General features: G+C 70.5%; 20 protein-coding genes and 2 pseudogenes. 16 read left to right on the plus strand and 6 right to left on the minus strand.

Annotated features, from left to right (window positions below; translation table 11 throughout):
* Positions 1-19: 19 nt before the first annotated feature.
* The 5 genes from ACFZDL_RS03260 to alc all read left to right on the plus strand — a co-directional run bounded on the left by ACFZDL_RS03260 (position 20) and on the right by alc (position 5395).
* Positions 20-409, plus strand: a complete 390-nt coding sequence (locus ACFZDL_RS03260) for a gamma-glutamylcyclotransferase (protein ID WP_353591110.1) — start codon at positions 20-22, stop codon at positions 407-409.
* Positions 409-1254, plus strand: a complete 846-nt coding sequence (locus ACFZDL_RS03265; protein WP_353591111.1) for a TIM barrel protein — start codon at positions 409-411, stop codon at positions 1252-1254. The genes ACFZDL_RS03260 and ACFZDL_RS03265 overlap by 1 nt, the downstream gene beginning before the upstream one ends.
* Positions 1255-1351: 97 nt before the next feature.
* Positions 1352-2248, plus strand: a complete 897-nt coding sequence (locus ACFZDL_RS03270; protein ID WP_353591112.1) for a 2-hydroxy-3-oxopropionate reductase — start codon at positions 1352-1354, stop codon at positions 2246-2248.
* Positions 2249-2290: 42 nt separating this feature from the next.
* Positions 2291-4069, plus strand: coding sequence for a glyoxylate carboligase (gene gcl, locus ACFZDL_RS03275; protein ID WP_353591113.1), 1779 nt, complete (start codon positions 2291-2293; stop codon positions 4067-4069).
* 117 nt (positions 4070-4186) lie between these two features.
* Positions 4187-5395, plus strand: a complete 1209-nt coding sequence (gene alc, locus ACFZDL_RS03280; protein ID WP_353591114.1) for an allantoicase — start codon at positions 4187-4189, stop codon at positions 5393-5395.
* 243 nt (positions 5396-5638) lie between these two features.
* On the opposite strand, the gene ACFZDL_RS03285 is transcribed toward alc, so the two are convergent.
* The 4 genes and pseudogenes from ACFZDL_RS03285 to ACFZDL_RS03300 all read right to left on the minus strand — a co-directional run.
* Positions 5639-5791, minus strand: a complete 153-nt coding sequence (locus tag ACFZDL_RS03285) for a hypothetical protein (protein WP_353591115.1) — start codon at positions 5789-5791, stop codon at positions 5639-5641.
* 115 nt (positions 5792-5906) lie between these two features.
* Complete coding sequence (locus ACFZDL_RS03290) at positions 5907-6647, minus strand: polysaccharide deacetylase family protein (protein ID WP_353591116.1); 741 nt, start codon at positions 6645-6647, stop codon at positions 5907-5909.
* A 300-nt stretch (positions 6648-6947) separates the two neighbouring features.
* Positions 6948-7772, minus strand: a complete 825-nt coding sequence (locus ACFZDL_RS03295; protein WP_353591117.1) for an alpha/beta fold hydrolase — start codon at positions 7770-7772, stop codon at positions 6948-6950.
* Positions 7773-7999: 227 nt separating this feature from the next.
* A pseudogene (locus ACFZDL_RS03300) lies at positions 8000-9321 on the minus strand (family 78 glycoside hydrolase catalytic domain); the annotation flags it as partial.
* A 50-nt stretch (positions 9322-9371) separates the two neighbouring features.
* On the opposite strand from ACFZDL_RS03300, the gene ACFZDL_RS03305 reads away from it, so the two are divergent.
* Positions 9372-9536, plus strand: coding sequence for a hypothetical protein (locus ACFZDL_RS03305; RefSeq protein ID WP_353591118.1), 165 nt, complete (start codon positions 9372-9374; stop codon positions 9534-9536).
* A 1-nt stretch (position 9537) separates the two neighbouring features.
* On the opposite strand, the gene ACFZDL_RS03310 is transcribed toward ACFZDL_RS03305, so the two are convergent.
* Complete coding sequence (locus ACFZDL_RS03310) at positions 9538-10128, minus strand: TetR/AcrR family transcriptional regulator (RefSeq protein ID WP_353591119.1); 591 nt, start codon at positions 10126-10128, stop codon at positions 9538-9540.
* Positions 10129-10352: 224 nt separating this feature from the next.
* On the opposite strand from ACFZDL_RS03310, the gene ACFZDL_RS03315 reads away from it, so the two are divergent.
* Together ACFZDL_RS03315 and ACFZDL_RS03320 are read left to right on the plus strand one after the other, a co-directional pair.
* The gene (locus ACFZDL_RS03315) at positions 10353-11372 is read left to right on the plus strand and encodes an aldo/keto reductase (RefSeq protein WP_353591120.1); all 1020 of its coding nucleotides are present in this window, start codon (positions 10353-10355) and stop codon (positions 11370-11372) included.
* Between the two features lie 25 nt (positions 11373-11397).
* A complete protein-coding gene (locus tag ACFZDL_RS03320) occupies positions 11398-12288 on the plus strand; it encodes an LLM class flavin-dependent oxidoreductase (protein WP_353591121.1) in 891 nt (296 codons plus the stop codon).
* Positions 12289-12319: 31 nt separating this feature from the next.
* Here ACFZDL_RS03320 and ACFZDL_RS03325 read toward each other — a convergent pair whose 3' ends face one another.
* Positions 12320-13834, minus strand: coding sequence for a glycoside hydrolase family 3 N-terminal domain-containing protein (locus ACFZDL_RS03325; RefSeq protein ID WP_353591122.1), 1515 nt, complete (start codon positions 13832-13834; stop codon positions 12320-12322).
* Positions 13835-14174: 340 nt separating this feature from the next.
* Here ACFZDL_RS03325 and ACFZDL_RS03330 point away from each other — a divergent pair, with 340 nt between their 5' ends.
* The 8 genes and pseudogenes from ACFZDL_RS03330 (at position 14175) to ACFZDL_RS03365 (ending at position 23548) form a co-directional block, all read left to right on the plus strand.
* The gene (locus ACFZDL_RS03330; RefSeq protein WP_353591123.1) at positions 14175-15245 is read left to right on the plus strand and encodes a phytanoyl-CoA dioxygenase family protein; all 1071 of its coding nucleotides are present in this window, start codon (positions 14175-14177) and stop codon (positions 15243-15245) included.
* A gap of 1 nt (position 15246) precedes the next feature.
* Positions 15247-16572: a DUF6271 family protein gene (locus ACFZDL_RS03335; RefSeq protein ID WP_353591124.1), complete on the plus strand. Its 1326-nt coding sequence runs from the start codon at positions 15247-15249 to the stop codon at positions 16570-16572.
* 11 nt (positions 16573-16583) lie between these two features.
* Complete coding sequence (locus tag ACFZDL_RS03340) at positions 16584-17798, plus strand: type III PLP-dependent enzyme (RefSeq protein WP_353591125.1); 1215 nt, start codon at positions 16584-16586, stop codon at positions 17796-17798.
* Positions 17795-18337, plus strand: coding sequence for a GNAT family N-acetyltransferase (locus ACFZDL_RS03345; protein ID WP_353591126.1), 543 nt, complete (start codon positions 17795-17797; stop codon positions 18335-18337). Before ACFZDL_RS03340 ends, ACFZDL_RS03345 begins: the two co-directional genes overlap by 4 nt.
* A gap of 5 nt (positions 18338-18342) precedes the next feature.
* Positions 18343-19506, plus strand: a complete 1164-nt coding sequence (locus ACFZDL_RS03350) for an MFS transporter (protein ID WP_353591369.1) — start codon at positions 18343-18345, stop codon at positions 19504-19506.
* A 25-nt stretch (positions 19507-19531) separates the two neighbouring features.
* Positions 19532-19963 (plus strand): annotated as a pseudogene (locus tag ACFZDL_RS03355) (NUDIX domain-containing protein); the annotation flags it as partial.
* A gap of 79 nt (positions 19964-20042) precedes the next feature.
* Complete coding sequence (locus ACFZDL_RS03360; RefSeq protein ID WP_353591127.1) at positions 20043-21878, plus strand: NAD(P)/FAD-dependent oxidoreductase; 1836 nt, start codon at positions 20043-20045, stop codon at positions 21876-21878.
* Between the two features lie 35 nt (positions 21879-21913).
* Positions 21914-23548: an SMP-30/gluconolactonase/LRE family protein gene (locus ACFZDL_RS03365; RefSeq protein ID WP_391190490.1), complete on the plus strand. Its 1635-nt coding sequence runs from the start codon at positions 21914-21916 to the stop codon at positions 23546-23548.
* The last annotated feature ends 7 nt before the right edge of the window (positions 23549-23555 follow it).

The raw sequence follows: 23555 nt of genomic DNA on the forward strand, positions 1-23555 counted from the left end.
CCCGTCAAAGGAGATCCCCATGGCTCGCATGTTCCTCAACGGTCAGGCGATGGAGGGCGGCCCCTTCCATCACCACTTGCGCGGGGCCCCGCTCGTGGCGCGGACCCGTACCGCTCCCGGCTACCGCTTCTTCTCGATCCGGGACACCTGCCCCGGGCTGCTGCCCGACCCCGAAGTCGCCACCGCGGTGGAGGGCGAGGTCTACGACGTGCCCGATGAGGTGCTGCGCGACCACCTGCTGCCCGGCGAGCCGCCGGAACTGGAGTTCGGCATCATCCGGCTCCAGGACGGCACGTCGTCCTTCTCGATGGTCCTGCGCCGTGGCGAACTGGAGAAGGGCATCCACAAAGAGATCACCGCCTTCGGCGGCTGGCGCCCCTACCTGAAGACCCTCGGACGGGAGAACTGATGAACCACCGACTTCCCTGCACGGTCAACGCGTCGATCCTGTTCACCGAGGTGCCGCTGCTGGAGCGTCCGGCCGCCGCCAAGGCCGCCGGGTTCGACGCGGTCGAGTTCTGGTGGCCCTACGCGACCGCGGTGCCGACGGACACGGAGGCCGACGCCTTCGTCCGGGCGGTGCGCGACGCCGGTGTCCGGCTGACCGGGCTGAACTTCTTCGCCGGGGACATGCCCGGGGGCGACCGCGGCCTGGTGTCCTGGCCGGCCCGGACGGCGGAGTTCCGCGACAACATCGAGGTCACCGTGGCGATCGGTGAGCAGCTGGGATGCCGGTCGTTCAACGCCCTGTACGGCAACCGGATCGACGGCGTCGCCCCCGCGGAGCAGGACGACCTCGCGGTGGAGAACCTGGCCCTGGCGGCCAAGGCCGCGGAGCGCGTCGGCGGCACGGTCCTGGTGGAGCCGGTCAGCGGCGCCCCCGCGTACCCGCTGCGCACCGCCGCGGACGCGCTCGCCGTCATCGACCGGGTGGCGGCCGAATCCGGCAGCCGCAACCTCCGCCTCCTGGCCGACCTCTACCACCTCTCCGTCAACGGAGACGACGTGGCCGGTGTCATCGCCGCCCACGCCGACCGCATCGGACACGTACAGATCGCGGACGCGCCCGGACGGGGAGCGCCCGGTACGGGAGAGCTGGACCTCGACGGGCTGCTGGTGGACCTCCAGAACACGGGCTACGCCGGCTGGGTGGGTCTGGAGTACACGTCCGAGGGCCCGAGCGCGGACAGCTTCGACTGGCTCCCGCGCGAACGGCGCGGCAGCGACCGCCGCGGCAGCGACCGGCGCGCCTGACCGGGATCGGGATGACCGGATCGGGACACCCCGCCCACCCAGACGGCCCCGGCCACGCAGCGCACCCGACCACACGCTTGACACGAAGGAACCCACGATGAGTGCCACTTCCCGGAAGATCGCCTTCATCGGCCTGGGCATCATGGGCGGCCCGATGGCCGCCAACCTGGTGCGGGCCGGACACACCGTCACCGGATACAACCGCAGCCGCGCGGCCGTCGACACCCTGGTCTCGACCGGTGGCCGGGGCGCCGGCAGCATCGCCGAGGCGGTGCGCGACGCCGAGGTCGTGATCACCATGGTCCCGGCGGATCAGGAGGTGAAGGAGGTCGTCCTCGGCGAGGGCGGCGTCCTGGAACACGCCGCGCCGGGCGCCCTGCTGATCGACATGAGCAGCATCACCCCGCAGACCTCGCTGGAGGTGGCGGCCGCCGCGCGGGGCAAGGGCCTGCGTACGCTCGACGCCCCGGTGTCCGGCGGAGAGGCGGGCGCCGTCGAGGGCGTGCTGTCCATCATGGTCGGCGGCGAACCGGACGACTTCGCCGACGCCGGGCCGGTGTTCGAGGCGCTGGGCACCACCGTGGTGCATGTGGGTCCGCACGGGGCCGGACAGACGGTCAAGGCCGCCAACCAGCTGATGGTCGCCATTCACCTCCAGGCCCTGTCCGAGGCCGTGGTCTTCCTGGAGAACGCCGGAGTGGACCTGAAGGCGGCGCTGGAGGTCCTGGGCGGCGGCCTGGCCGGTTCCACTGTCCTGGCCCGCAAGCGGGAGGCGGTGCTGGGCCGTGATTTCAAGCCCGGCTTCCGTATCGATCTGCACCACAAGGACATGGGCATCGTCACCGACGCCGCACGCGCGGTGGGGGCGCCGCTGCCCGTGGGCGCCGTGGTCGCCCAGCTGGTCGCCTCGGCCCGCGCCTGCGGCGACGGCCAACTCGACCACTCCGCGCTGCTGCGCGGGGTCGAGCGGCTGGCCGGCCGCGACCCTCGCTAGAACCCACGCCTCTTCCACGGACCGACCGACAGGAGCATCCTCATGGCTCGTATGACCGCGGCCCAGGCAGCGGTGGAGATCCTCAAGCGAGAGGGCACCACCCATGTCTTCGGCCTTCCCGGTGCGGCGATCAATCCCTTCTACTCCGCGATGCGCACGAACGGTGGCCTGACCCATGTCCTCGCCCGGCATGTGGAGGGCGCCTCGCACATGGCCGAGGGCTACACCCGTACCAGGGCCGGGAACATCGGGGTCTGCGTGGGCACCAGCGGCCCCGCGGGCACCGACATGATCACCGGGCTGTACTCGGCGAGCGCCGATTCGATCCCGATCCTGTGCATCACCGGCCAGGCGCCGGTGGCCAAGCTGCACAAGGAGGACTTCCAGGCCGTCGACATCGCCTCGATCGCCGCACCGCTGACCAAAATGGCGATGACCGTCCTCGAACCGGCCCAGGTGCCGGGCGCGTTCCAACAGGCCTTCCACCTCATGCGCTCGGGCCGGCCCGGGCCGGTGCTGATCGATCTGCCCATCGACGTCCAGATGGCCGAGATCGAGTTCGACCCGGAGACGTACGAGCCGCTGCCGGTGTACAGACCGTCGGCCACCCGAGCACAGATCGACAAGGCCATCGAGCTGCTGCAGGCCGCCGAGCGGCCGCTGATCGTCGCCGGGGGCGGGGTCATCAACGCCGACGCGAGCGAGCTGCTGGTGGAGTTCGCCCAGCTGACCGGGGTGCCGGTGGTGCCCACGCTCATGGGCTGGGGCACCATCCCCGACGACCACCCCCTCATGGCGGGCATGGTCGGTCTGCAGACCTCGCACCGCTACGGCAACGCCACCCTTCTGGAGTCCGACTTCGTCCTGGGCATCGGCAACCGCTGGGCCAACCGCCACACCGGCGGCCTCGACACGTACACAAAGGGCCGCACCTTCGTCCACGTCGACATCGAGCCCACCCAGATCGGCCGGGTCTTCGCCCCGCACCTGGGCATCGTCTCCGACGCCAGGCCCGCGCTGGAACTGTTCGTCCAGGCGGCGAAGGAGCTGAGGGCCGCCGGAACCCTCAGGGACCGGGGCGACTGGGCCGACAGCTGCCGGCAGCGCAAGGGCACCCTGCTCCGCAGGACCCACTTCGACCAGGTGCCGGTCAAGCCGCAGCGGGTCTACGAGGAGATGAACAAGGCGTTCGGGCGCGATACGCGCTACGTCTCCACGATCGGGCTCTCCCAGATCCAGGCCGCGCAGATGCTCCATGTCTACCGTCCCCGCCACTGGATCAACGCCGGCCAGGCCGGACCGCTGGGCTGGACCGTGCCCGCCGCCCTGGGGGTCGCGACGGCCGAGCCGGACGCCACCGTCGTCGCCCTCTCCGGCGACTACGACTTCCAGTTCATGATCGAAGAACTCGCCGTCGGCGCCCAGTTCCGGATTCCCTATCTGCATGTGGTGGTCAACAACGCCTACCTCGGGCTGATCCGCCAGGCCCAGCGCGGCTTCGAGATGGACTACTGCGTCCAGCTGTCCTTCGACAACGTCAACGCCCCCGAGGTGGGCGGCTACGGCGTCGACCACGTCAAGGTCGCCGAGGGGCTGGGTTGCAAGGCCATCCGCGTCTTCGAGCCCGACCGCATCGCGCCCGCCCTGGAGGAGGCGAAGAAGCTGATGGCCGAGCACCGGGTGCCGGTGGTCGTCGAGGTGATCCTCGAACGGGTCACCAACGTCTCGATGGGCACCGAACTGGACAACGTCACCGAGTTCGAGGAGCTGGCCACCAGCCCCGGCCACGCCCCGACGGCGCTCCGCACGGCCCTCGGGTGACCCTTCGGGAGCGGGTTTCCCCTCCCCCGACACCCCTCCCGGCGGCGTATGTGCTCCGCGCTCGCGCCCACGCCGCCGGGAGGCCCCAGCGCATGGTTGTGCCACCCGAGGAGAGACATGAGCGACTTCACCCAGCTTCCCGACCTCGCCGCCCGCGCCCTCGGCGGCGGTGTCGTCGCGGCCAATGACGAGTTCTTCGCCGAGAAGGAAAACCTGCTGCGTCCCACGGCGCCCGTCTTCCAGCCGCACACCTTCGGGCACAAGGGCCAGATCATGGATGGCTGGGAAACCCGGCGCCGTCGGCCCGAATACGAGGAGGGGGACCACGACTGGGCCGTCGTCCGCCTCGGCGCGCCCGGGGTGATCCGCGGTGTCGTCGTCGACACGGCCCATTTCACCGGCAACTACCCCGAGTCCTGTTCGCTCGAGGCATGCGCCGTCGAGGGCCACCCCACACCGGCCGAACTCGAAGAAGCCGAGTGGCTGCCGATCGTCCCGCCGAGCCCCCTGCGCGGGGACACCGAGCACCGCTTCGATGTCGACACCGATCCGCGTTTCACGCACGTCCGCCTCAACATCCACCCCGACGGCGGGGTGGCCCGGCTGCGGGTGCACGGAAACGTGGTCCCGGACCCGCGGTTCCTCGTCGGCTCGGCCTGGGACCTGGCCGCGGTGGAGCACGGTGGGCGCGTCGTCGACGCCAGCGACCGCTTCTACTCCCCGCCCAACAACGTCCTCTCCCCGGGGCTCCCCCGGGTGATGGGCGACGGATGGGAGACCCGGCGGCGCCGCGGTGGCAGCAACGACTGGATGACCGTCGAACTCGCCGCACGGGGACACCTCACCCAAGCGGTCGTCGACACCTCGTACTTCATCGGGAACTCACCGGGGTCGGCGCGGCTGCGGGGCATCGACGCCACGGTCGCGGACCCGGACGACCCCTCGGCCTGGTTCGATCTGCTGCCGCGCACCCGGCTGCAGCGCGACACCCGGCACCGCTTCCGTCTCGGCACCTCCCGCCCTTCCCGCCCCGTCACCCACGTCAAGCTCGACATCTACCCCGACGGCGGCCTGGCGCGGCTTCGGCTGTTCGGCGAGCCCACCGCGGCCGGCCTCGCCACGCTCGGGCTGCGCTGGTTCGATCTGCTGCCCGCCGCCCAGGCGGTTCAGGTGCTGGTCGCGGAGTGCGGCGCGGCACCAAAGTGGGCACGGGACTTCGCCGGCATGCGCCCTCTCACCGATCCGGACGGGCTGGAGAAGGCGCTGGAGGGGTGCGAGTCGTTGGTCGCCGCCCAGGTACGCGGCCTGGTGGCGGCGACGCCCTGACCGACGGCGCCACTGCCTGGCACCCCGGCCGACGGCGGCGATGACCGGGCGGCGGACGGTGCCGGACGGATCCCCGCCCGGCCCTCCCGCCTTCCGCGCCTTGAGGTCCCACAGAGCGATGTCGAGGGCCGCCATTCGACCATCCGGCCCCGGCCCGGGCGCCACCGTCGCCCGCGGCCCCGGTCGTGAGAGGCAGGGCCATCGCCCTCACCACCCGCGACCGGGGCCGACCTGACGCGCCGGTCAGGTGAAGAACCCTATGTAGGACGAGGCAAGGCTGGAGACCAGCCAGTACAGCCCGTAGGCGATGCCGACGATGATCAGTACCGCCAGGGCGCTGTCTATCTTGCCGACCAATGTGGACGGAGTTCTCGGCTCCAGGTCATGTGAGCTCATCCGTGCAAGATACGACAAAAACGAGGCAAGTGTGGCTGCTTGTTAAGGTTTCCGCGGCCACCGGTTCATCTGACCGGGCGCCCAACGGTCGGCGAAGGGTTCAGGAAGCGGGGGCTCAGGGAGCGGTGACGACCGCGCCACCGCCCGCTCCGGCGGTGATCCGGCCGGGGCACAGCCCCCGTGCGGCGAGGCCGCTGAGGATCTGCGGTACGGCGTTGACGGTGGTCTGGTAACCACCGTCGTGCATGAGGATGATGCCGCCGGCCCGCATGGTGGCGGCGGCCTGGACGATCTGCTGGGTCCCGGCGCCGTTCCAGTCCTGGGAGTCCACGCTCCACAGCACCTCGGTCAGCCCGAGGCGGGCCGCGTCCGCCTTGACCTGTGCGCTGGTCTCCCCGTAGGGCGGCCGGAAGAGGGTGGGGGACTGTCCGGTGATGCGCCGGATGGTGTTCTGGGCGGTGGCGATCTCGTTGTACGCGGCCGGTTCGCCGATCTGGGTGAGGTGGGCGTGGGTGGCGGTGTGGTTGGCGATCCACATGCCCGCCGCCTGCTCGGCCCTGAGCAGGTCCGGGTACTGCTCGGCGTGCTGCCCCCAGATGAAGAAGGTGGCCTTGGCCCCGCCCGCCCGCAGAGCGCCCAGCAGCGCCCGCGTCGACGCGGGGTTCGGTCCGTCGTCGTACGTCAGACCCACGTACCCGTTGGGGCAGTTGGCCCAGGCCGCGCCGTTGGGTGCCTCCCCGGGCGTGGCCGCCAGGGAGGCCGTCGCCGGGGATGCAGCCACCGAGAACGCCGCCATGGCGGCCGTGGCCGCGGCGATGAGCGCGATGTGTAAGCGGTTGCGCGCGTTTCCGAGCATTCTTCCTCCTTGAGCGCGGTTCGGGTGAGGGGCGGTTTCACGCGGTCGGCGGTTACGTGCCGACCGGCGTCGATCGATGCGGAGTATGCTGCGGGACCGATACAACGTCAACGCTTCCTTCCGGAATTATTCCGGAAGGAACTCCCCTACTTGCCTTCGCTGAATGACCTGCTGAGCTGTGCCTTCTCAGCACGGATCGGAAGCCCCCGGCCGCGATGAGGATCTTCGGACCGTCACGCCCGAAAAATTTCCGGTAATGCGCTGTGTCATCACGCGCTGTGCGGTGGTCGCGGCCGAGACTCACACGTCGTCCGGGGTGTCTCGCTCCGCCAGGAACGACGACACGATCGCCCCGGCCGCCGGGCGGCACTCCTCGAAATATCCGTGCCGCGCACCCTCGAAGATGTGGGTACGCGCCCGGGGAACACGCGCGGCGAGCAGCGGGGCGTTCGCGGCGGGGGTGAGCCGGTCGTCCGCTCCGTGCAGGATCAGCGTGGGTGCGCTGATCAGGGGCAGCGCGTCCCAGGCGTCGTGTTCGTTGCTGGCCACCAGGTGGCGCCGCCGGGCGTGCGGGGGCATACCGGGGTCGCCGAGGGTCGTATAGGGCCCGGGATGTCCGGAGCGCCAGGCCGGGGTGTACATGAGGTCGGTCAGCGCCTCCCTCGCGGCCCGCACGTCGGCCTGGGCGAGGGAGCGCCGCACCGCCGTGTCGCGTTCCCTCGCCCGGGGCCCGCCGGGTGAGGTGCAGCCGAGGACGAGCCGCCGGATCCGGTCCGGGTGGCGGGCGGCGACCCACTGCGCGACCCGCCCTCCCATGGAGGTCCCGTACAGGTCGGCGCGGTCAATGCCCAGATGGTCGAGGACGGCGATCACATCGTCGGCGAAGCCGCGCGTCGAGTAGTGCTCATCGGGTTTTCCGCTCTCCCCCGTGCCACGCCAGTCCATGGTGACGGTGGTGTGCGTGGCGTGGAAGTCCGCCCGTACACCGTCCCACCAGTGGTGGTTGTTCGCCTGGCCCGCCAGCAGCACCAGGGGCCTGCCGGTGCCCTGGCGCTGATAGGCCAGGAGGGTGCCGTCCAGTGCGCGGGCGTGGCCCCGGTGCTGGTGGACGCCGGTGGGTGCCATGCGGAATTCTCGCCTTTCCTGGTGGGGCTGTTTGGTTCTCGTCGGGCGCTCCGGCGCGCCTTTCGCCCGGCCGATGGCCGCATCACGGATGGTTATTTCATGGCCAACGCCATGAGCACCCATGATGACCCATCCGAGCCGCCCGCCCGCATACACCCGGATCGTCGGGCTGCTCTCGCAGGTGGGGCTCGCCCGGGCCGCCGTCCTCGGCCCGGGCGAGCGCCGCCTCAGGGGGCGGTGAAGCGGTAGGAGCCGGAGGCCACGGCGTAGACGGCGCAGCCGTCGTCGAGGCGCAGGAATGTCGCCCCGGGGTGGGTGATCCTGGACGCGGCGCGGGAGGTGGCGGCGAGCAGCCACACCTCGGCGGTCGTATTGACCGGCACGGACACGTCCAGAGTGAACGCGCCGTCATTCTTCCGCGTCCACCGTGTGGTGATCGGGCCGTAGAGAGAGTCGTAGCGTCCGTTCGCCTCGTGTACGTCACCGCCGGGGCGGGGGCGGATGACGATGCTTCGGAAGCCGGGCTCGCCGATGCCGATGCCGGTGCCGGTGATGTTCTGGTACATCCACTCGCCGACGGAGCCGTAGGCGTAGTGGTTGAACGAGTTCATGCCGGGGCCCTGGAAGCTCCCGTCGGGCCTGAGGGAGTCCCAGCGCTCCCACATCGTCGTCGCGCCCTGGTCGATCTGGTACCCCCAGGAGGGGAACGTCCGCTGTTCCAGCAGTCGGTAGGCGACATCGGTGTGGCCGGTGGCGGTGAGCGTGGGCAGCAGGCGGGGTGTGCCGAGGAAGCCGGTCGACAGATGCCCGTCCTTGCTGCGGAGCAGCTCGACGAGCCGGTCGGCGGCGGGTGTCCGCGCGCTGTCCGGCAGCAGATCCATGGACAGCGCCAGGACGTATGCCGTCTGGGTGTCGCCCTTGACGGTGCCGTCGGCGGACACATACGCCCGGTTGAACGCGTCGCGGACCTTCGCGGCCAGGGTGTCGTACGGCCCGGGGTCATGGCCCAGCGCCCGGGCGGCCTTGGCGACCAGCTGTGTGCGATGCGGGGCGCGACATCGGGGAAGGCGCCGGCGTCGGACTGCCCGTCGCGCAGGTCCCGGAGCCACTTCGCGAGGAATCGGGCGGATTCCATGGTGTAGGCCGCGGTGGCGGAGAAGACATTGATGTCCCCGGTCCACCCGAGCCGTTCGTCGCGGGCCGGGGTGTCGGTGGGGATGGACAGGAAGTTGCCCCGCTGGCCCCAGGTGATGTTGCGGTGCAGTTGGTTGAGCATCGGCACGTCGGTCGTGAACGACATCGTGAAGGGGGCGTCGGTGTGCATGACGCGTCCGGTGACGGCCCTGGTGTCCGGGGTGCCGGGGTAGCCGGTGACCTCGACATAGCGGAAGCCGTGGAAGGTGAAGCGCGGTTCGTACGTCTCCGTGCCCGAGCCCTTCAGGGTGTACGAGTCGGTGGCCTGGGCGGTGCGCAGATTGGCGGTGCAGAGCATGCCGTCCTTGTCCAGCACCTCGGCGTGGCGCAGCCGCACGGTCCGCCCGGCCTTGCCGCCGCTACCCGGGGACGACGATCACGGTGACGGCCGCGCCCGGAAACCCCGTGTCCGAGTCGAGCGGCCGCTTCAGCGGGACGGGTTGCGGGCTGTGGGTCCAGTTGCCCCCGCTGGAGTCCGGGGAGCACACGCTGAAAATCCGTGGCAGGTCGGCGGACTTCACTGTCGCGGTGGACTACGCGTTGACCGTGGGGGCGACCGGCGCCGCCTGAGTCACCCAGGCGGCAGGCGCAGTCCCGCGATGAGGAGTTCGACCAACCGCCGTGCGTCGTAGTGGGGATTGTTCTCGGCGCCGATGCAGAGGTTCCCGACGCCGCGCATGAGCTGGATGGCCTCCACGTCGGATCGGATCTCGCCGGAATCGACCGCGGCGTCGAGCAGCTGGGTGCACACGGGCACCAGGCGGTCGAGGAAGTAGGCGTGCAGTGTGTCGAAGCCGGCGTTGTCGGACTGCAGCACGGCGGCGAGTCCGTGCTTGGTGACCAGGTCCACGAAGAGGTTGATCCACTGCCCCAGCGCGGCGTGCGGGGTCGCGCTGCTCGCCAGCAGGGCCGGACCGGCCTCGGCGCAGGCCTCGACCTGGTGCCGGTAGACGGCGATGATCAGGTCCGCTCGCGTCGGGAAGTGGCGGTAGATCGTGCCCACGCCGACGCCGGCCTCGGCCGCGATATCGCGCACCGGCGCCTCGACGCCTGACGCGACGAAGACCGAGGCGGCCGCGTCGAGCAGGGTCTCCTGGTTGCGCCGGGCGTCCGCCCGCTTGGACCGGGCCGCGCGTCCCGCGCCCTCGTCGCTGTCGTTCACCGCACCGCTCCTCCCTCCACTGCCGGGACCGCCGAGCCGCCGCCAAGGCACTGCGGGCGCTGCCGGGCCATGACCGGGCTTGCTAAGCGGAACAACGTTCCGTATCGTCTTTCCGGAACGAGGTTCCGTTTGCTCATGATGCCAGAGCAGGGGCCCGGCATCCAAACCACGCATGCTCATCACGCGATACCGCCGCGCTTCATCAGCAGTGGAGGAACACAGTCATGCAGTACCGCACCTTGGGCCGCACCGGTGTGCAGGTCAGCTCACTCGCGCTCGGCGCCATGAACTTCGGCAGGATCGGGCGCACCACCCAGGACGAGGCCACCGCCATCGTCGATGCCGCTCTCGAGGGCGGGGTCAACCTCATCGACACCGCCGACATGTACAGCGACGGCGAGTCGGAGGAGATGGTCGGCAAAGCCATCGCCGGACGCCGCGACGACATCGTGCTGGCCACGAAGGCGGGCCTGCCCATGGGCGACGAGCCCAACCACCGGGGCGGTTCGCGCCGCTGGTTGGTCACCGAACTGGACAACAGCCTGCGCCGTCTCGGTGTCGACCACGTCGATCTCTACCAGATCCACCGGTGGGACCCGAACACCAGTGACGAGGAGACGCTGTCGGCGCTGACGGATCTGCAGCGCGCGGGAAAGATCCGCTACTTCGGCTCCTCGACGTTCCCCGCCTACCGCATCGTGCAGGCCCAGTGGGCCGCCCGCGAACACCACCTGAGCCGCTATGCCACCGAGCAGCCCAGCTACTCGATCCTGCAGCGCGGGATCGAGAGCCATGTGCTCCCCGTGACCGAGCAGTACGGGCTCGGTGTGCTGGTGTGGAGCCCGTTGGCCTCGGGCTGGCTGTCGGGCGCGATCCGCGAGGGGCGGCCCATCGCCACCAGCCGCTCGACGTTCATGCCGCAGCGCTTCGACACCGCCGTCCCCGCCAACCGGACCAGGCTCGACGCCGTCGAGCGGCTGGCCGGCGTCGCCCACGAGGCAGGTCTGACCATGATCCAGCTCGCGCTCGGATTCGTGACCACGCATCCCGCCGTGACCAGCGCGCTCATCGGCCCCCGCACCCTGGACCACCTGCACTCGCAACTCGCCGCCGCCGACACCGTGCTCCCGCCCGATGTGCTCGACGCGATCGACGCGATCGTCGCGCCCGGTGTCGACCTGGCCGCGCACGAGAAGTACGACACTCCGCCCGCGCTGCTCGACCCGTCGCTGCGGCGCCGCTGACCGTCCGGAGAGGACCAACACCTCCATGCCGCACACACCCCGGCCTCGTTTCGGCATCATGACGGCCCCCATGCAGGTCGACTACCACGACGTCCTGCGGGTCTGGCGCGAGGCGGACACCGTCCCGGAGATCGAGCACGCCTGGCTGTTCGATCACCTCATGCCGATCGGCGGCGACCCGAACGGACCGGCCTACGAAGGCTGGACACTGCTCTCGGCCCTCGCCGCCCAGACCCGACGGCTGCGGCTCGGCCTGCTGGTGACCAGCAACCGGTTCCGGCCGCCCGCGATGCTGGCCAAGATCGCCACGACCGTCGACATCGTCTCCGGCGGACGGCTCGACTTCGGCATCGGCGTCGGCTCACGCCCCAGCCCTCCGGCGGCCCACCGTGAGTACGCGGCACACGGCCTGCCCTTCCATGACACCGCCCACGCCGTGGGGAGCCTCGCCGAAGCCTGTACGGTGATCCGGCGGCTGTGGACCGAGGAGGAGCCGTTCGACTTCCACGGCACCCATCACCGGCTCACCGGGGCGTTCGGCAACCCCAAACCCGTCCAGCGCCCCCATCCGCCGATCCTCATCGGCGGACGCGCGGCCCCGACGCTGCGCGTGGTCGCCGAACACGCCGACATCTGGAACATCCCCGGCGGCGACATCGACGACGTCGTCCGCCGCAGCGCACTGCTGGACCGCTACTGCGCCGAGATCGGCCGCGACCCCGCCTCGGTCACCCGCTCGATCCACCTGTCCGTCTCGTACGACCGGCCCGGCGCCACCCGGGACGCGATCGCTGAGGCGATCGACGCCGGCTTCGGGCATATCGTCCTCGGGCTGTCGGCGCCCTACCCCGCCGACGTGGCGCGGTGGGTCGCCGACGAGCTCATCAACGCCTCGGCCCGGGTCAGGCCCTCCTAGCGCCCGCGTACGGGCCGTGGCGCGCGGGACCTTACTCCGTCGTCCCCGCCAAGACCTCCGCCGCGGCCACCCCGGACGCGGCAGTCGCTCCGTGAGTGGCGATGTGCACTGCGCCGGGGGTGGTGGCGCCCGGCAGGCCCATCTCCACCACGATCGCGTCCGGGCGCGCCGTGACGAGGTCCGCCAGGGCTCCGCCCATCCATGGGTGCCGGGAGGCGTCCCTGACGACGACCACCAGCGGGCGCCCCGAGGCGGGCGTCAGCGCGGACGCCTCGAGGGTGGTGGCCCGGGTCCGCAGCTGCTGCGGGTGTATCCGTACGGAGGTCGTGCCGGGAAGCCGTTGGCCCAGCGGGGCGGCGACGCCCCAGGGGGTCTCCTTGCCGATGGCCAGGTTGGTGGCGGGCACCAGTTCCACCACGTGCGGCGGCGCGGCCAGGGGCAGCCACTCCGCTACGGAGCCGGTCATGCGGATGGCCCGGCGGGCGGCCACGAAGCCGATGTCACCGTCGGCCGCGCCGGCCGGGGCGGACCGGCCCAGCTCCGTCGACCATTCGGCGAACGCCCGGACGCGCTCCGATGCCTCCGCCAGCCGCTCCTCGGCGAGGTCCCCGGCGGCCACGGCATCGACGAGGGCGGTGGCGAGCAGCCGGGCGGTGGCCTCCTCGGCGTTCTCCCCGCCGACACAGACGGCGTCGGCGCCGGCGGCGACGGCGCGCACCGCGGCCCCGTCGATCCCGTAGCGGTCGGCGACAGCCCCCATCTCGATGGCGTCGGTGACGATCAGTCCGTCGAATCCGAGCTCCTGGCGGAGCAGGCCGTCGAGGATGCGGCGGCTGAGGGTGGCGGGCAGCTCCGGATCGTAGGCGGGGACCAGGAGGTGGCCGCTCATGACCGCGCGGACACCCGCGTCCAGTGCGGCGCGGAACGGTGGCAGGGCCTGTGCGGCGATCCGGTCGAGGTCGGCGTCGTAACTGGGCAGGCCGTGGTGGGAGTCGACGGCCACGTCCCCGTGGCCGGGGAAGTGTTTGGCGCAGGCGGCGACTCCGGCCGACTGGAGCCCTGTGATCCACGCGGCGGCGTGCCGGGACACCGCTTTGGTGTCCGCCCCGAAGGACCTGACTCCGATGATGGGGTTGTCCGGGTTGGAGTTGACGTCCACGGTGGGCGCGTAGTTGAGGCTGATGCCCGCGCCGCGCAGCTGGCGGCCCAGGTCGGCGGCGACGGACTCGGTCAGCTCGGTGTCGTCCACCGTCCCGAGGGCGAGATTGCCGGGACGGGTGGAGCCGGTCGCGGACTCGATCCGGGTGACGTCCCCGGCCTCCTCGTCGATCGCTACGATCAACGACGGGTTTTCGGCGCGGAGTTGCGCGGTCAGCCGGGCGAGCTGGTCCGGGGATTCGATGTTGCGCGCGAAGAGCACGACGGAGGCCAGGCCGTTCCCGATGTCCCGCAGGATCCACTTGGGCGCCTCCGTGCCCACGAACCCCGGCTGCAGGACGGAGAGCGCGAGTCGGCGCAGGTCCCTGCCGGGCTTACTGGAGGACATCGACCACGCCTTTCGGAGAGCTCCGACAACCCATGACACAGACACCACCGATGTCGGCGACATCGGTGATCTTTGGTCCAGACCAACGGATACTCGCTCAGCCGAATCACCGGTGTCAAGGAGAACACCACCGGCGCTTCGGTCAACAGGTCTAGGGAAATCACTTGTTGACAACGTATATGGTCTAGTCCATTTTTATGAAGGCGTCAGTCCACCACGGAGCGCAGAGAACACTGCGCTTCCACACCTGACGCCGTCCTGTTCTCCGTCATCAGCAGACTCAGCGGACGCGGCGGTGTTCGCGGTCTGCGACGGAGAGTTTTCAGCTTTGGAGCACTGCATGGCAAAGCCCGACCATTACCTGCACCGGTCCTCCTCGGACGTCCCGTACTTCAGCTCGGACGGCGAGACGTACCTGGCCCGGACCCAGCTGCGGGACCTCACCAAGAGCCGCCCGTTGAGGGTGTTGTCCGAGGAGGACTTCGCGTTCTGGCAGACCTACGGCTACGTCGTGGTCAAGCAGGCCATCCCCGCCCCGGCGGCGCGCCGGTTGCTCGACTTCACCTGGGACTTCCAGGGACTCGACCCCGGCCGCCCGGACACCTGGTACGAGGACCGCGAGTACCGGTCCGACCTGGACCGGGAGCTGCACATCTACGGGTTCGTCGAGGCATACCACCACCAGCTCATCTGGGACAGCCGCCAGACCCGGCGGGTCTACGACGCGTTCGTGGACGTGTGGGACTGCGAGGAACTGTGGGTCACCCTGGACCGGCTGAACCTGAACCCGCCCAACGTCAGGAACCGCGACCGGGCCCTGATCGCCCCCACCGAGCGGGGTTTCGACATCACGCTCCACTGGGATGTCGACACGACGCTCAGTGTGCTGCCGCAGCGGGTCCAGGGCATCATCGCCCTGCATGACACCGTGCCGGAGCTCGGCGGCTTCCAGTGCTGCCCCGAACTCTTCCACCGGTTCGACCAGTGGCGGGTGTCCCAGCCGGTCGACCGCGATCCGATCCGGCCCGCGATCGACCGGGCCGAGATGCCCGTCGTACGGCCGGAACTGGAGGCCGGGGACCTGCTGATCTGGAACGGCCTGCTGGCCCACGGAGTGGCGCCCAACACCTCGAAGGACGGTGTGCGGGCGGTCCAGTACCTCTCGATGATGCCGGCCCTCGAATCCCACGAGGAGCTGCGGCGTTCACGGGTCGAGTCATGGCGCGACCTGACCACGCCGACCTGGAACGCCACCCTGCTCGGCGACGCCGACAAGCCCGAGGCCCTCAGGTACGGCACCGCCACGCTGAACGACCTGGGCGCCAAGCTGCTCGGGCTCACCTCGTGGCACGGGAAAGACGTCAACCAAGGCCACCAGGGCGACCGGGCGACCGGAGCGACGGGGAAGTAGCGTGCGACGCATCTGCCTGACCCTTCCCACCAACCGGGCCTGCCCCGCGATGGTCACCGCCATCGGTGAGGAGGCCGCCTACGCGGCCGCACACTTCGACGTCGAGGTGTGTCTGCTCGTCCTGGACTCCTCCGACGCGTATCGGGAACACGCGCGTGCCCTGCGCGCCGCGCGCGGGGTGCCGCGCGTCGTCGTCCACCACCTCGGCGAGGCGGAGCAGCGCGACTTCCTGAGCCGAGTGATCCGCCGGACCGAGCACACCAAGCCCGAGCTGCTGCTCGACCTGATGCTTCCGGCCGGGCTCTCCTACGGCGCCTGCACCAACCGCGCGTTCCTGATCGCCGTGGCGCTCGGGTGCGAGTCCGTCCACCGCAGGGACTCCGACAGCCGCTATCAGGTGCTACGCGGCGAGACGGTGTTCCCCGTCCACCACGAGCTCATGTCGCTCGGCAAACGCGCGGCCGACGCCGCGCGCGGCGTCGGCGAGACGGTGCTCGCTCCCGAGGACACCCACAAGCGGGTGGCGATGGTGGGCGGCTCCTTCCTGGGTGAGCTGTCCGTGGACATCGACGAGATCCGCCGGCTCGACCCGGACGCCTACCGCGAGGTGGTCAGCCTGTGGGCGCCCGGCCACTGGTCGGACGAGCAGAAGCGGGAACTCGTCGAGGAGTCCTTCCAAGGGCCCAGGACCGGCCCGTTCACCGGTGACGAAACGACCTTGACCGTGGTCGACCCCATGCGGGTGGACATGTGCAACATCAGCTTCCACCAGGTGCACGAACGGGTGCCGCTGCCACCCGCCACCGACACCATCGGCAGCGACTACTTCCTCATCCACCTGGTCCAGGCCGCCGCGCTGCCCGGAGTGCTGCACAACCGCCACATCGTGAACTTCTACACCGGGGAACGCCGCACCGACCCGGGGTTCATGGCGTACCAGCTGCGGTTCGCCAAGTTCTTCCTGTCGATGCTCTACTTCAACTTCCTCTACGACGAGATGGCCGAGGCCGGCGCCTCGCTCCTCGACGACCGGAGTCAGGTGCGCGCGTCGGCCATCGCCGAGCTGGCCAGGAAGAGCACCCTGCTCGACCGTGCGGAGAACGTCCAGCGCCTCGACACCATCGAGGCCGCCTACCGGAAGCTCGGCGGCAGATACGCGACGTTCGCCGAACTCCTGGCGTCGCGCCGCGAGCGTCTGCTCGACGAGGCGCAGGGCGACATCGCCGACTTCGCCCTGCTGATCGAGGCGTGGGAGCCCCTGGTACAGGCGGCCCGCGACACCGCCCTCGCGCAGGCTCCGGAACGTCCGGGGCGAAGGCCGCGATGACGCACGAGGGCATGGCAGGCACAGAACCCGCGGAGCGCCTGTCCGCCGCGCTCGCGGCCACCACCGACGACCGGATCGTCTTCGACCTCGCCGGGATCGAGGAGCGGTACGAGTCCCTGCTCCGGGAGGTTCCGGGAGTCGCCGTCCGCTTCGCCATGAAGGCGTGCCCGGTCGACGAGGTGCTGGCCCGGCTGGCCGAGGCGGGCGCCGGGGTCGACGCGGCGAGCGTCCCGGAGATGGAACAGGCGGTGCGGGCGGGTGTGCCGATCGGCCGAGTGCACTACGGCAACACCGTGAAGTCCGACCGGGACATCGCCGACGCCCACCGCCTCGGCATCAGGGATTTCGCGACCGACAGCCTGGAGGACGTGGCGGCGATCGCCGCACACGCCCCCGGTGCCCGGGTGTTCTGCCGGCTCGCCACCGACACACGGGGAGCGCTCTGGGGGCTGAGCGACAAGTACGGATGCTCGACCGCCGAAGCGGTGACCGTCCTGGAGACGGCGCGGGAGCTGGGTCTGGTGCCCTCCGGCCTGTCCGTGCACGTCGGCTCGCAGCAGATGACGCCCGAGGCCTGGCGCGCCGCCTTCGAACGCCTCGCGGACGTCCTGGCCGCCCTGGACCGGCGCGGAATCGCCCTGGACCATGTCAACCTCGGCGGCGGCCTGCCCGTCCCGGGGTATCTCGACAGACACGGCAGACCGCTCGATCCCCCGATGGACAAGGTGTTCGCCGTCATCCGGGAGGGAATGGCCCACCTGCGCGGCGTCGGCGGACACCACCTCGACTTCGTCGTGGAGCCGGGCCGCTACCTCGTCGCCGGCCAAGGAGCCATCCGGGCCCATGTGTCCCGGCTGTCCGCGCGGCGGGGCCCCGACGGGCGGCGCCAGTACTGGCTGTATCTGAGCTGTGGGAAGTTCAACGGGCTGTACGAGATGGACGAGTTGCAGTACCCGCTCGTCTTCCCCACACACGGCGGCCCCGGCACCCGCCGTGTGCCCGCCGTCGTGGCCGGACCCACCTGCGACAGCGACGACGCCTACTCCCATGACCGGGGCCTGGTCCAGGTACCCGAGGCGCTGGCGTCGGGCGACCCGGTCTGGGTGCTGTCCTGCGGCGCGTACGCGGTCAGCTACATGACCCGGGGCTTCAACGGTTTCGGCCCGCTCCCGTACACCTGCGTCGACGGTGCCGCGGACCGGTCAGGGAAGGCGTGTGACGGATGAACGACGAGGTGCGCATACGCCATATCGCCGAGAGCGACTGGGACGGCATCGCGGCGCTGGAGTCCCGCGCCTACACCGGACTCGGCCTGTCCGAGGGGCGGGTGGCGCTCGAGTCCCGGGCGCGGGTGTCGCCGGCCACCTGCCGCGCACTGGAGGTGGGCCACCGGCTGGTGGGCTATGTGCTGGCGCTGCCCTATCCGATGTACCGGTACCCGGACCTGGGCCGGCCCGAGGAGACCGCGTTCCCGTCCACCAATCTGCATCTGCACGACCTGGTCATAGCCGAGAACTTCCGGCGCAGAGGGCTGGGACGGCGCCTCCTGCGCCATCTCACCGCATCGGCCGGGGCGCACGGGTACGAGCAGATCTCGCTGGTCGCCGTCGGGGGCAGCGCGACGTTCTGGTCGGCGCGTGGCTTCACGGCCCACCAGGAGGTCGTCCCCCCGGACGGCTACGGCCCGGACGTCATCTACATGTCGAGGGCGGTGCCGACCTGCGTGTCCGCGCGTGGCGCGTCATCGCAGGAGGAGCAGTGTTGAGCCACATGCCGCGGATCCGTGATCCCTTCCACCGGAGCCAACTGGCGATCGCCGCGCTGTTCTGCTCCCTTGGCTTCCAGTACGCCACCTGGGCCTCGCGCATCCCCGCCATCAAGGCGGATCTCGGCCTGACGGCGGCGGAGGTGGGCTTCCTCCTGATGGCCGCGGGGGTCGGCGCGAGTGTGTCGTTCCCCCTTGTGTCGGTGCTGATGCGGCGGCTGGGCTCACAGCGCCTCGCGCTGCTGTCGGCCCTGGGACTGACGCTGGTGCTCATCGCCCTGGCCGTGGCACCGGACTACCCCGTCGCCCTGGCGGTCGTGTGCTGCGACGGAGTGCTCGTGGGGTGTCTGAACGTCGCGATGAACGCGCAAGGGGCCGCGCTCGAAGTCCGGCACCAGCGCAACGCCATGGCCAAACTCCACGCGACGTTCAGTGGCGGCTCGCTGCTCGCCGCCCTCCTGGCCTCCTGCGTGAACGCGGCGACCTCGGCGGTCACCGTGCACTTCGGCGTGGCCGCCGTCGTCCTGCTGCTCCTGTTCGCGTACGCGCGCACCGGGCTGCTGGCAGAGGAGGAGGCCGCGGAGGAGAAGCGGAACGAGACGGAGAGCCGTGGCGGATGGTCCCTGCCGACCCGTATGACGCTGTGGATGTGCTGCGCCATGGTCTTCGGCACCGTCACCGAGGGCGCCATCAACGACTGGTCGGCCCTCTACATGACGGATGTCGTCAATGCCTCGGCACAGCTGGCGCCTCTGGGGATCGCCGTCGTCTCGGGCATGATGGTGCTGGCCCGGCTCTTCGCCGACGGCTGGCGCGCCCGCTGGGGCGACGGGCGGGTCGTCGTCCTCGGCAGCGCCCTGGCCGGGGCGGGGTTGGCGCTCGCCCTGCTGAGCGGCGGTGTGGTTCCCGCCCTGATCGGGTTCTTTTGCGTCGGCCTGGGCATCGCGGCCGTGACCCCTTGCGTCTATGTCGCCGCGGCGAAGCAGGGCCCGGACGCGCTGGCCCTGGTCGCCGCCATGGGCACGACGGGCCTGCTGGCCGGTCCCCCCGTCATAGGCTTCGTGGCGAACTCCAGCAGTCTGGTGTGGGGCCTGGGCGTCGTGGCCGCTTCGGCGGTCGTGGTGTCCCTGTGCGGCACGCGGATCCGGTGGACGCCCGCCGGCGCCTGACCTCGCCGGGCGGGTCGTTCGCTGCCTCGCGCAGGGCGCCCGTGGTCTTGTTCTGCTTCATCTGCGGGACAACATCCCCGGTATCAGCCACCCGGGGACCTGGAGCCTGATCGGAGGCGGTCGCGAAGGCGACGAGACGCTCGCGGAGACCATCGCCCGTGAGCTTCGCGAAGAGGCCGGTCTGACGATCCCCGGGCTGAAGCCCTTCATGGTCACCGACAGCACCGGCCCGGACGGCCGGACACAGATCCGCGTCCAGGTGTTCATCGGCCGGTGGAACGGCGACCCCGACGCGCTGCCCATCACCGAGGGCATCATGTTCCGGTTCTTCCCACCCGAGATCATCCACCGGCTGGTGACCTGCCCGGGGACAGCCGATGCCATCCGCGCCCACCGGGCCGACCCCGCGCCGCTCAGGGGTACGGCACCTCCCGGCCGTCACCTTGGCCAAATTTAAATCAACCGATTGACTGATCGAAGTGTACTGGGTTGACTGGCGCGCAGACCGCAATCACGGAGCAAGGAGGCTTCACCTCGTGAGTGGTGTTCCCCCCACACCCCCCGGCCTCATCCCCGACGACCCCGGGCAACTGGGCTTCGACCCGGAGGAGTTGCGGGCCCGTTACCGCGCCGAGCGTGACCGACGGATCCGCCCCGACGGCAGGGCCCAGTACCAGAGCACCACCGGCCAGTTCGGCTACTTCGACGAGGACCCCCACGCCGAGCCGGGGTTCACCCGCGAACCGTTGCGCGACCGGGTCGAAGCGCTGGTCATCGGCGGCGGGTTCGGCGGCCTTCTCGCCGGGGCGCGGCTGCGCCAGGCCGGCGTGGAGTCGATCCGGGTGATCGAGAAGGGCGGCGACTTCGGCGGCACGTGGTACTGGAACCGCTACCCGGGCATCCACTGCGACATCGAGTCGTACGTCTACATGCCGCTGTTGGAGGAAGTGGGCTACGTCCCGAAGTGGAAGTACGCGCCGGGAGAGGAGATCCGGCAGCACGCCCGCGCCGTCGCGCGCCGCTTCCACCTCTACGACGACGTCTGCTTCCAGACGCAGGCCACCGAACTGCGCTGGGACGAGGCCGGGTCGGAGTGGATCGCCTCCACCGACCGCGGTGATGAGATACGGGCGCGCTTTGTGGCGGTCGCCGGCGGGACACTCAGCCAGCCCAAGCTTCCCGGCATACCCGGGATCGAAGGCTTTAAGGGGCACACGTTCCACACCAGCCGCTGGGACTACGCCTACACCGGAGGAGACGCCGGTGGCGGCCTGGACAAACTCGCCGACAAGCGCGTCGCCCTCATCGGCACCGGTGCGACCGCCATCCAGGTGGTGCCGCATCTCGGAGCCGACGCGCGGCACCTCTATGTGTTCCAGCGCACACCGTCCTCGGTGGATGTGCGCGACAACCGGCCCACCGACCCCGCGTGGGCCGGGTCGCTTCGGCCGGGCTGGCAGCGGCGGCGCATGGAGAACTTCCTCAAGGTCGTCACCGGCGTGCGGACCGACGAGGACGCGGTGAACGACGCCTGGACCAGCAGTGCCCGGCTGTACGAGAAGATGATCCCGACCAACAGCTATGCGCACATCCCGCCCGAGGAGCGGGAACGCGCCTATGAGATCGCCGACTTCCAGAAGATGAACGAGATCCGCGCGCGCGTGGCGGGAATCGTCCAGGACCCGGAGACGGCCGAGAAACTCAAGCCCTGGTACCGCTACATGTGCAAGCGGCCCACGTTCAGCGACACATATCTCCCGACCTTCAACCGCCCCAATGTCACCCTGGTGGACACGGCCGACACCCATGGCGTGGAACGGATCACGGAGAACGCGGTCGTGGTCGGCGGGGTGGAGTACGACGTCGACTGCATCGTCTTCGCCACCGGTTTCGAGGTCGGTGTCTCGGGGGTCATGTCCGGCAAGCTCCCGGTGTACGGCAGGGGCGGGGTATCCCTCCTGGACTCCTGGAAGGAGGGTCCCAGGACGCTCCACGGGTTCTACAGCCACGGCTTCCCCAACCTCTTCCAGCTCGGGCCGGTGCAGAACGCCAGCGCCGTCAATTTCGTCCACGTCCTCGACGAGCAGGCGCTCCATATCGCCGAGGTCGTCGCCGAGGCGCGCAAGCGCCGGGCCCGGTATGTCGAGCCGACGGTCACGGCGCAGGACCAATGGGTGGCAACGATCCGCCAGAAGGCGGCGGACCTGCGGAAATTCCACGCCGAGTGCACCCCCGGCTACTACAACAACGAGGGTCAGCCCCGTCAGCGGAGCGAGTCCTACGGCGACGGCCCGGTCGCGTTCCACGAACTGCTGCGGCGCTGGCGTGGTGCGGACGGCGGGATGAACGACGTCCTCGTCGAGGCCCGATGAGGACCGGGGATACCGAGAAGGCGGACAACGACGCGATGGTGTCTTCCAGCCGGTTCGACGAGACCGGCCGCAGCCGCGCCACCAGCAGCCGGTGGGAGGTGAAGCGGCTCAACCGGCCCAACCGGCTGTGGGGTTCCAACGGCGTCGCCTTCGGACCCGACGGGCGGCTGTACGTCGCCCAGTTCCTCGCCGGGCAGATCAGCGCCGTCGACCCCGCCACGGGGGACGTCGAGGTGATCGTGCCGATGGACGGCCCGGTCCAGTCACCGGACGACCTCGCCTTCGGCGCGGACGGTTCGATGTACATCACCGACCTGATCCCCGGCCGGGTGTGGCGCCGCGGCCCCGAAGGGAAGTACACCCTCGTCTCCGACGAGGTCACCAACCCCAACGGCATCACCTGCATCGGCGACCGGCTCTTCATCAACGAGATGAAACCCGACGGCCGCCTGATGGAGCTGTTCCCGGACGGCGGTGATCCGGTGGTGCTCACCGAGGGGCTGGCCATGGGCAACGCCATGCAGCTCGGCCCGGACGGCCATCTGTACTACCCGCATATGCTCACCGGCCAGGTCTGGCGGATTCCCCCCGACGGCGGAACGCCCGAGGTGGTCGCGGAGGACGTACACCAGCCGGTCGCGGTCCGCTTCGACCAGGGCGGTGTGCTGCACGTCCTCTCGCGCGGGGTGGAAGGCATCGTGACCCGCGTCGATGTGCACGGCACCGGGTCCCGGGCACTGGTCCACAGCGGTGTGGTGGGCCTGGACAACGCGGCGTTCGACACCGAAAACAGGATGTTCCTCTCCAGCTACGCCAGCGGCGGCATCATGGAGATGCGCTCCGACGGCAGGACCCGTGAGATCGTGCCGCGCGGCCTCGACGGCCCCTACGGGGTCACGGTCGATCTCGGTGGCACGGTGTACGCCGCCGACCACTACCGGCTGGCGAGCCCCGCTGTCTCCCGGGAGAGCTCCCTCGACGACGAGCCGGGCACCGTGGTCACATCCGCCTTCCTGTGCTTCTCCCATGGGATCGCCGCCGACGGCGAGCTGCTGCACGTCACCTCGCAGTACGGCGACGTCCACACCTACGACCCGGTGCGCGGGACCACGCGGAGCCGGGCGTCCGGGCTGAAGCAGCCTCTCGGCGTCGCCGTGGGGCCGGACGGCTCGCTCGTCGTCGCCGAGGCGGGCGCCGGCCGGGTCGTGGCCATCGACGACAACGGCACCGTCACCCCGCTGGCCGAAGGGCTCGACCACCCCGTGGACGTGGCCTTCGACGGGGACGGGCGCTGCTACGTGAGTGACGACCGGCTCGGGGCGGTGCGCCGGATCGACGACGGGCAGACGGTGACCGTAGCGGACGGGCTCGGCGCGCCACAGGGGCTGGCGGTCCTGGGGGACGAACTGTTCACGGTGGAGGCCGACCACCGCAGGCTCCGGGCGATCTCCCTCGCCACGGGGGAAAGCAGAATCGACGCGGAGGACCTGCCGGTCGGACCGCCCCCGGGCGTCGTCCCGCGCACTCAGCCCGCGCTGTTCGCCGGAGGTCTGCCGGGAATGGCCGTCCGGTTCGCCGGCCTCGCCGTCGCGCCGGAGGGCTCCCTGCTCCTCGCGGCCAACGGCGAGGGCACCGTACTCCGGCTGACCCCGATCCGCACCGGCCCCTGACAGCTGC

The organism is Streptomyces sp. NPDC007917, from assembly GCF_042959105.1.
In the GTDB taxonomy this organism is placed as follows: Bacteria; Actinomycetota; Actinomycetes; order Streptomycetales; family Streptomycetaceae; genus Streptomyces.

Coding starts and splice junctions, on each gene's coding strand:
- ACFZDL_RS03260 (WP_353591110.1), top strand. CDS start 20: ATGGCTCGCATGTTCCTCAACGGTCAGGCGATGGAGGGCGGCCCCTTC.
- ACFZDL_RS03265 (WP_353591111.1), top strand. CDS start 409: ATGAACCACCGACTTCCCTGCACGGTCAACGCGTCGATCCTGTTCACC.
- ACFZDL_RS03270 (WP_353591112.1), top strand. CDS start 1,352: ATGAGTGCCACTTCCCGGAAGATCGCCTTCATCGGCCTGGGCATCATG.
- gcl (WP_353591113.1), top strand. CDS start 2,291: ATGGCTCGTATGACCGCGGCCCAGGCAGCGGTGGAGATCCTCAAGCGA.
- alc (WP_353591114.1), top strand. CDS start 4,187: ATGAGCGACTTCACCCAGCTTCCCGACCTCGCCGCCCGCGCCCTCGGC.
- ACFZDL_RS03285 (WP_353591115.1), bottom strand. CDS start 5,791: ATGAGCTCACATGACCTGGAGCCGAGAACTCCGTCCACATTGGTCGGC.
- ACFZDL_RS03290 (WP_353591116.1), bottom strand. CDS start 6,647: ATGCTCGGAAACGCGCGCAACCGCTTACACATCGCGCTCATCGCCGCG.
- ACFZDL_RS03295 (WP_353591117.1), bottom strand. CDS start 7,772: ATGGCACCCACCGGCGTCCACCAGCACCGGGGCCACGCCCGCGCACTG.
- ACFZDL_RS03315 (WP_353591120.1), top strand. CDS start 10,353: ATGCAGTACCGCACCTTGGGCCGCACCGGTGTGCAGGTCAGCTCACTC.
- ACFZDL_RS03320 (WP_353591121.1), top strand. CDS start 11,398: ATGCCGCACACACCCCGGCCTCGTTTCGGCATCATGACGGCCCCCATG.
- ACFZDL_RS03325 (WP_353591122.1), bottom strand. CDS start 13,834: ATGTCCTCCAGTAAGCCCGGCAGGGACCTGCGCCGACTCGCGCTCTCC.
- ACFZDL_RS03330 (WP_353591123.1), top strand. CDS start 14,175: ATGGCAAAGCCCGACCATTACCTGCACCGGTCCTCCTCGGACGTCCCG.
- ACFZDL_RS03340 (WP_353591125.1), top strand. CDS start 16,584: ATGGCAGGCACAGAACCCGCGGAGCGCCTGTCCGCCGCGCTCGCGGCC.
- ACFZDL_RS03345 (WP_353591126.1), top strand. CDS start 17,795: ATGAACGACGAGGTGCGCATACGCCATATCGCCGAGAGCGACTGGGAC.
- ACFZDL_RS03350 (WP_353591369.1), top strand. CDS start 18,343: ATGCCGCGGATCCGTGATCCCTTCCACCGGAGCCAACTGGCGATCGCC.
- ACFZDL_RS03365 (WP_391190490.1), top strand. CDS start 21,914: ATGGTGTCTTCCAGCCGGTTCGACGAGACCGGCCGCAGCCGCGCCACC.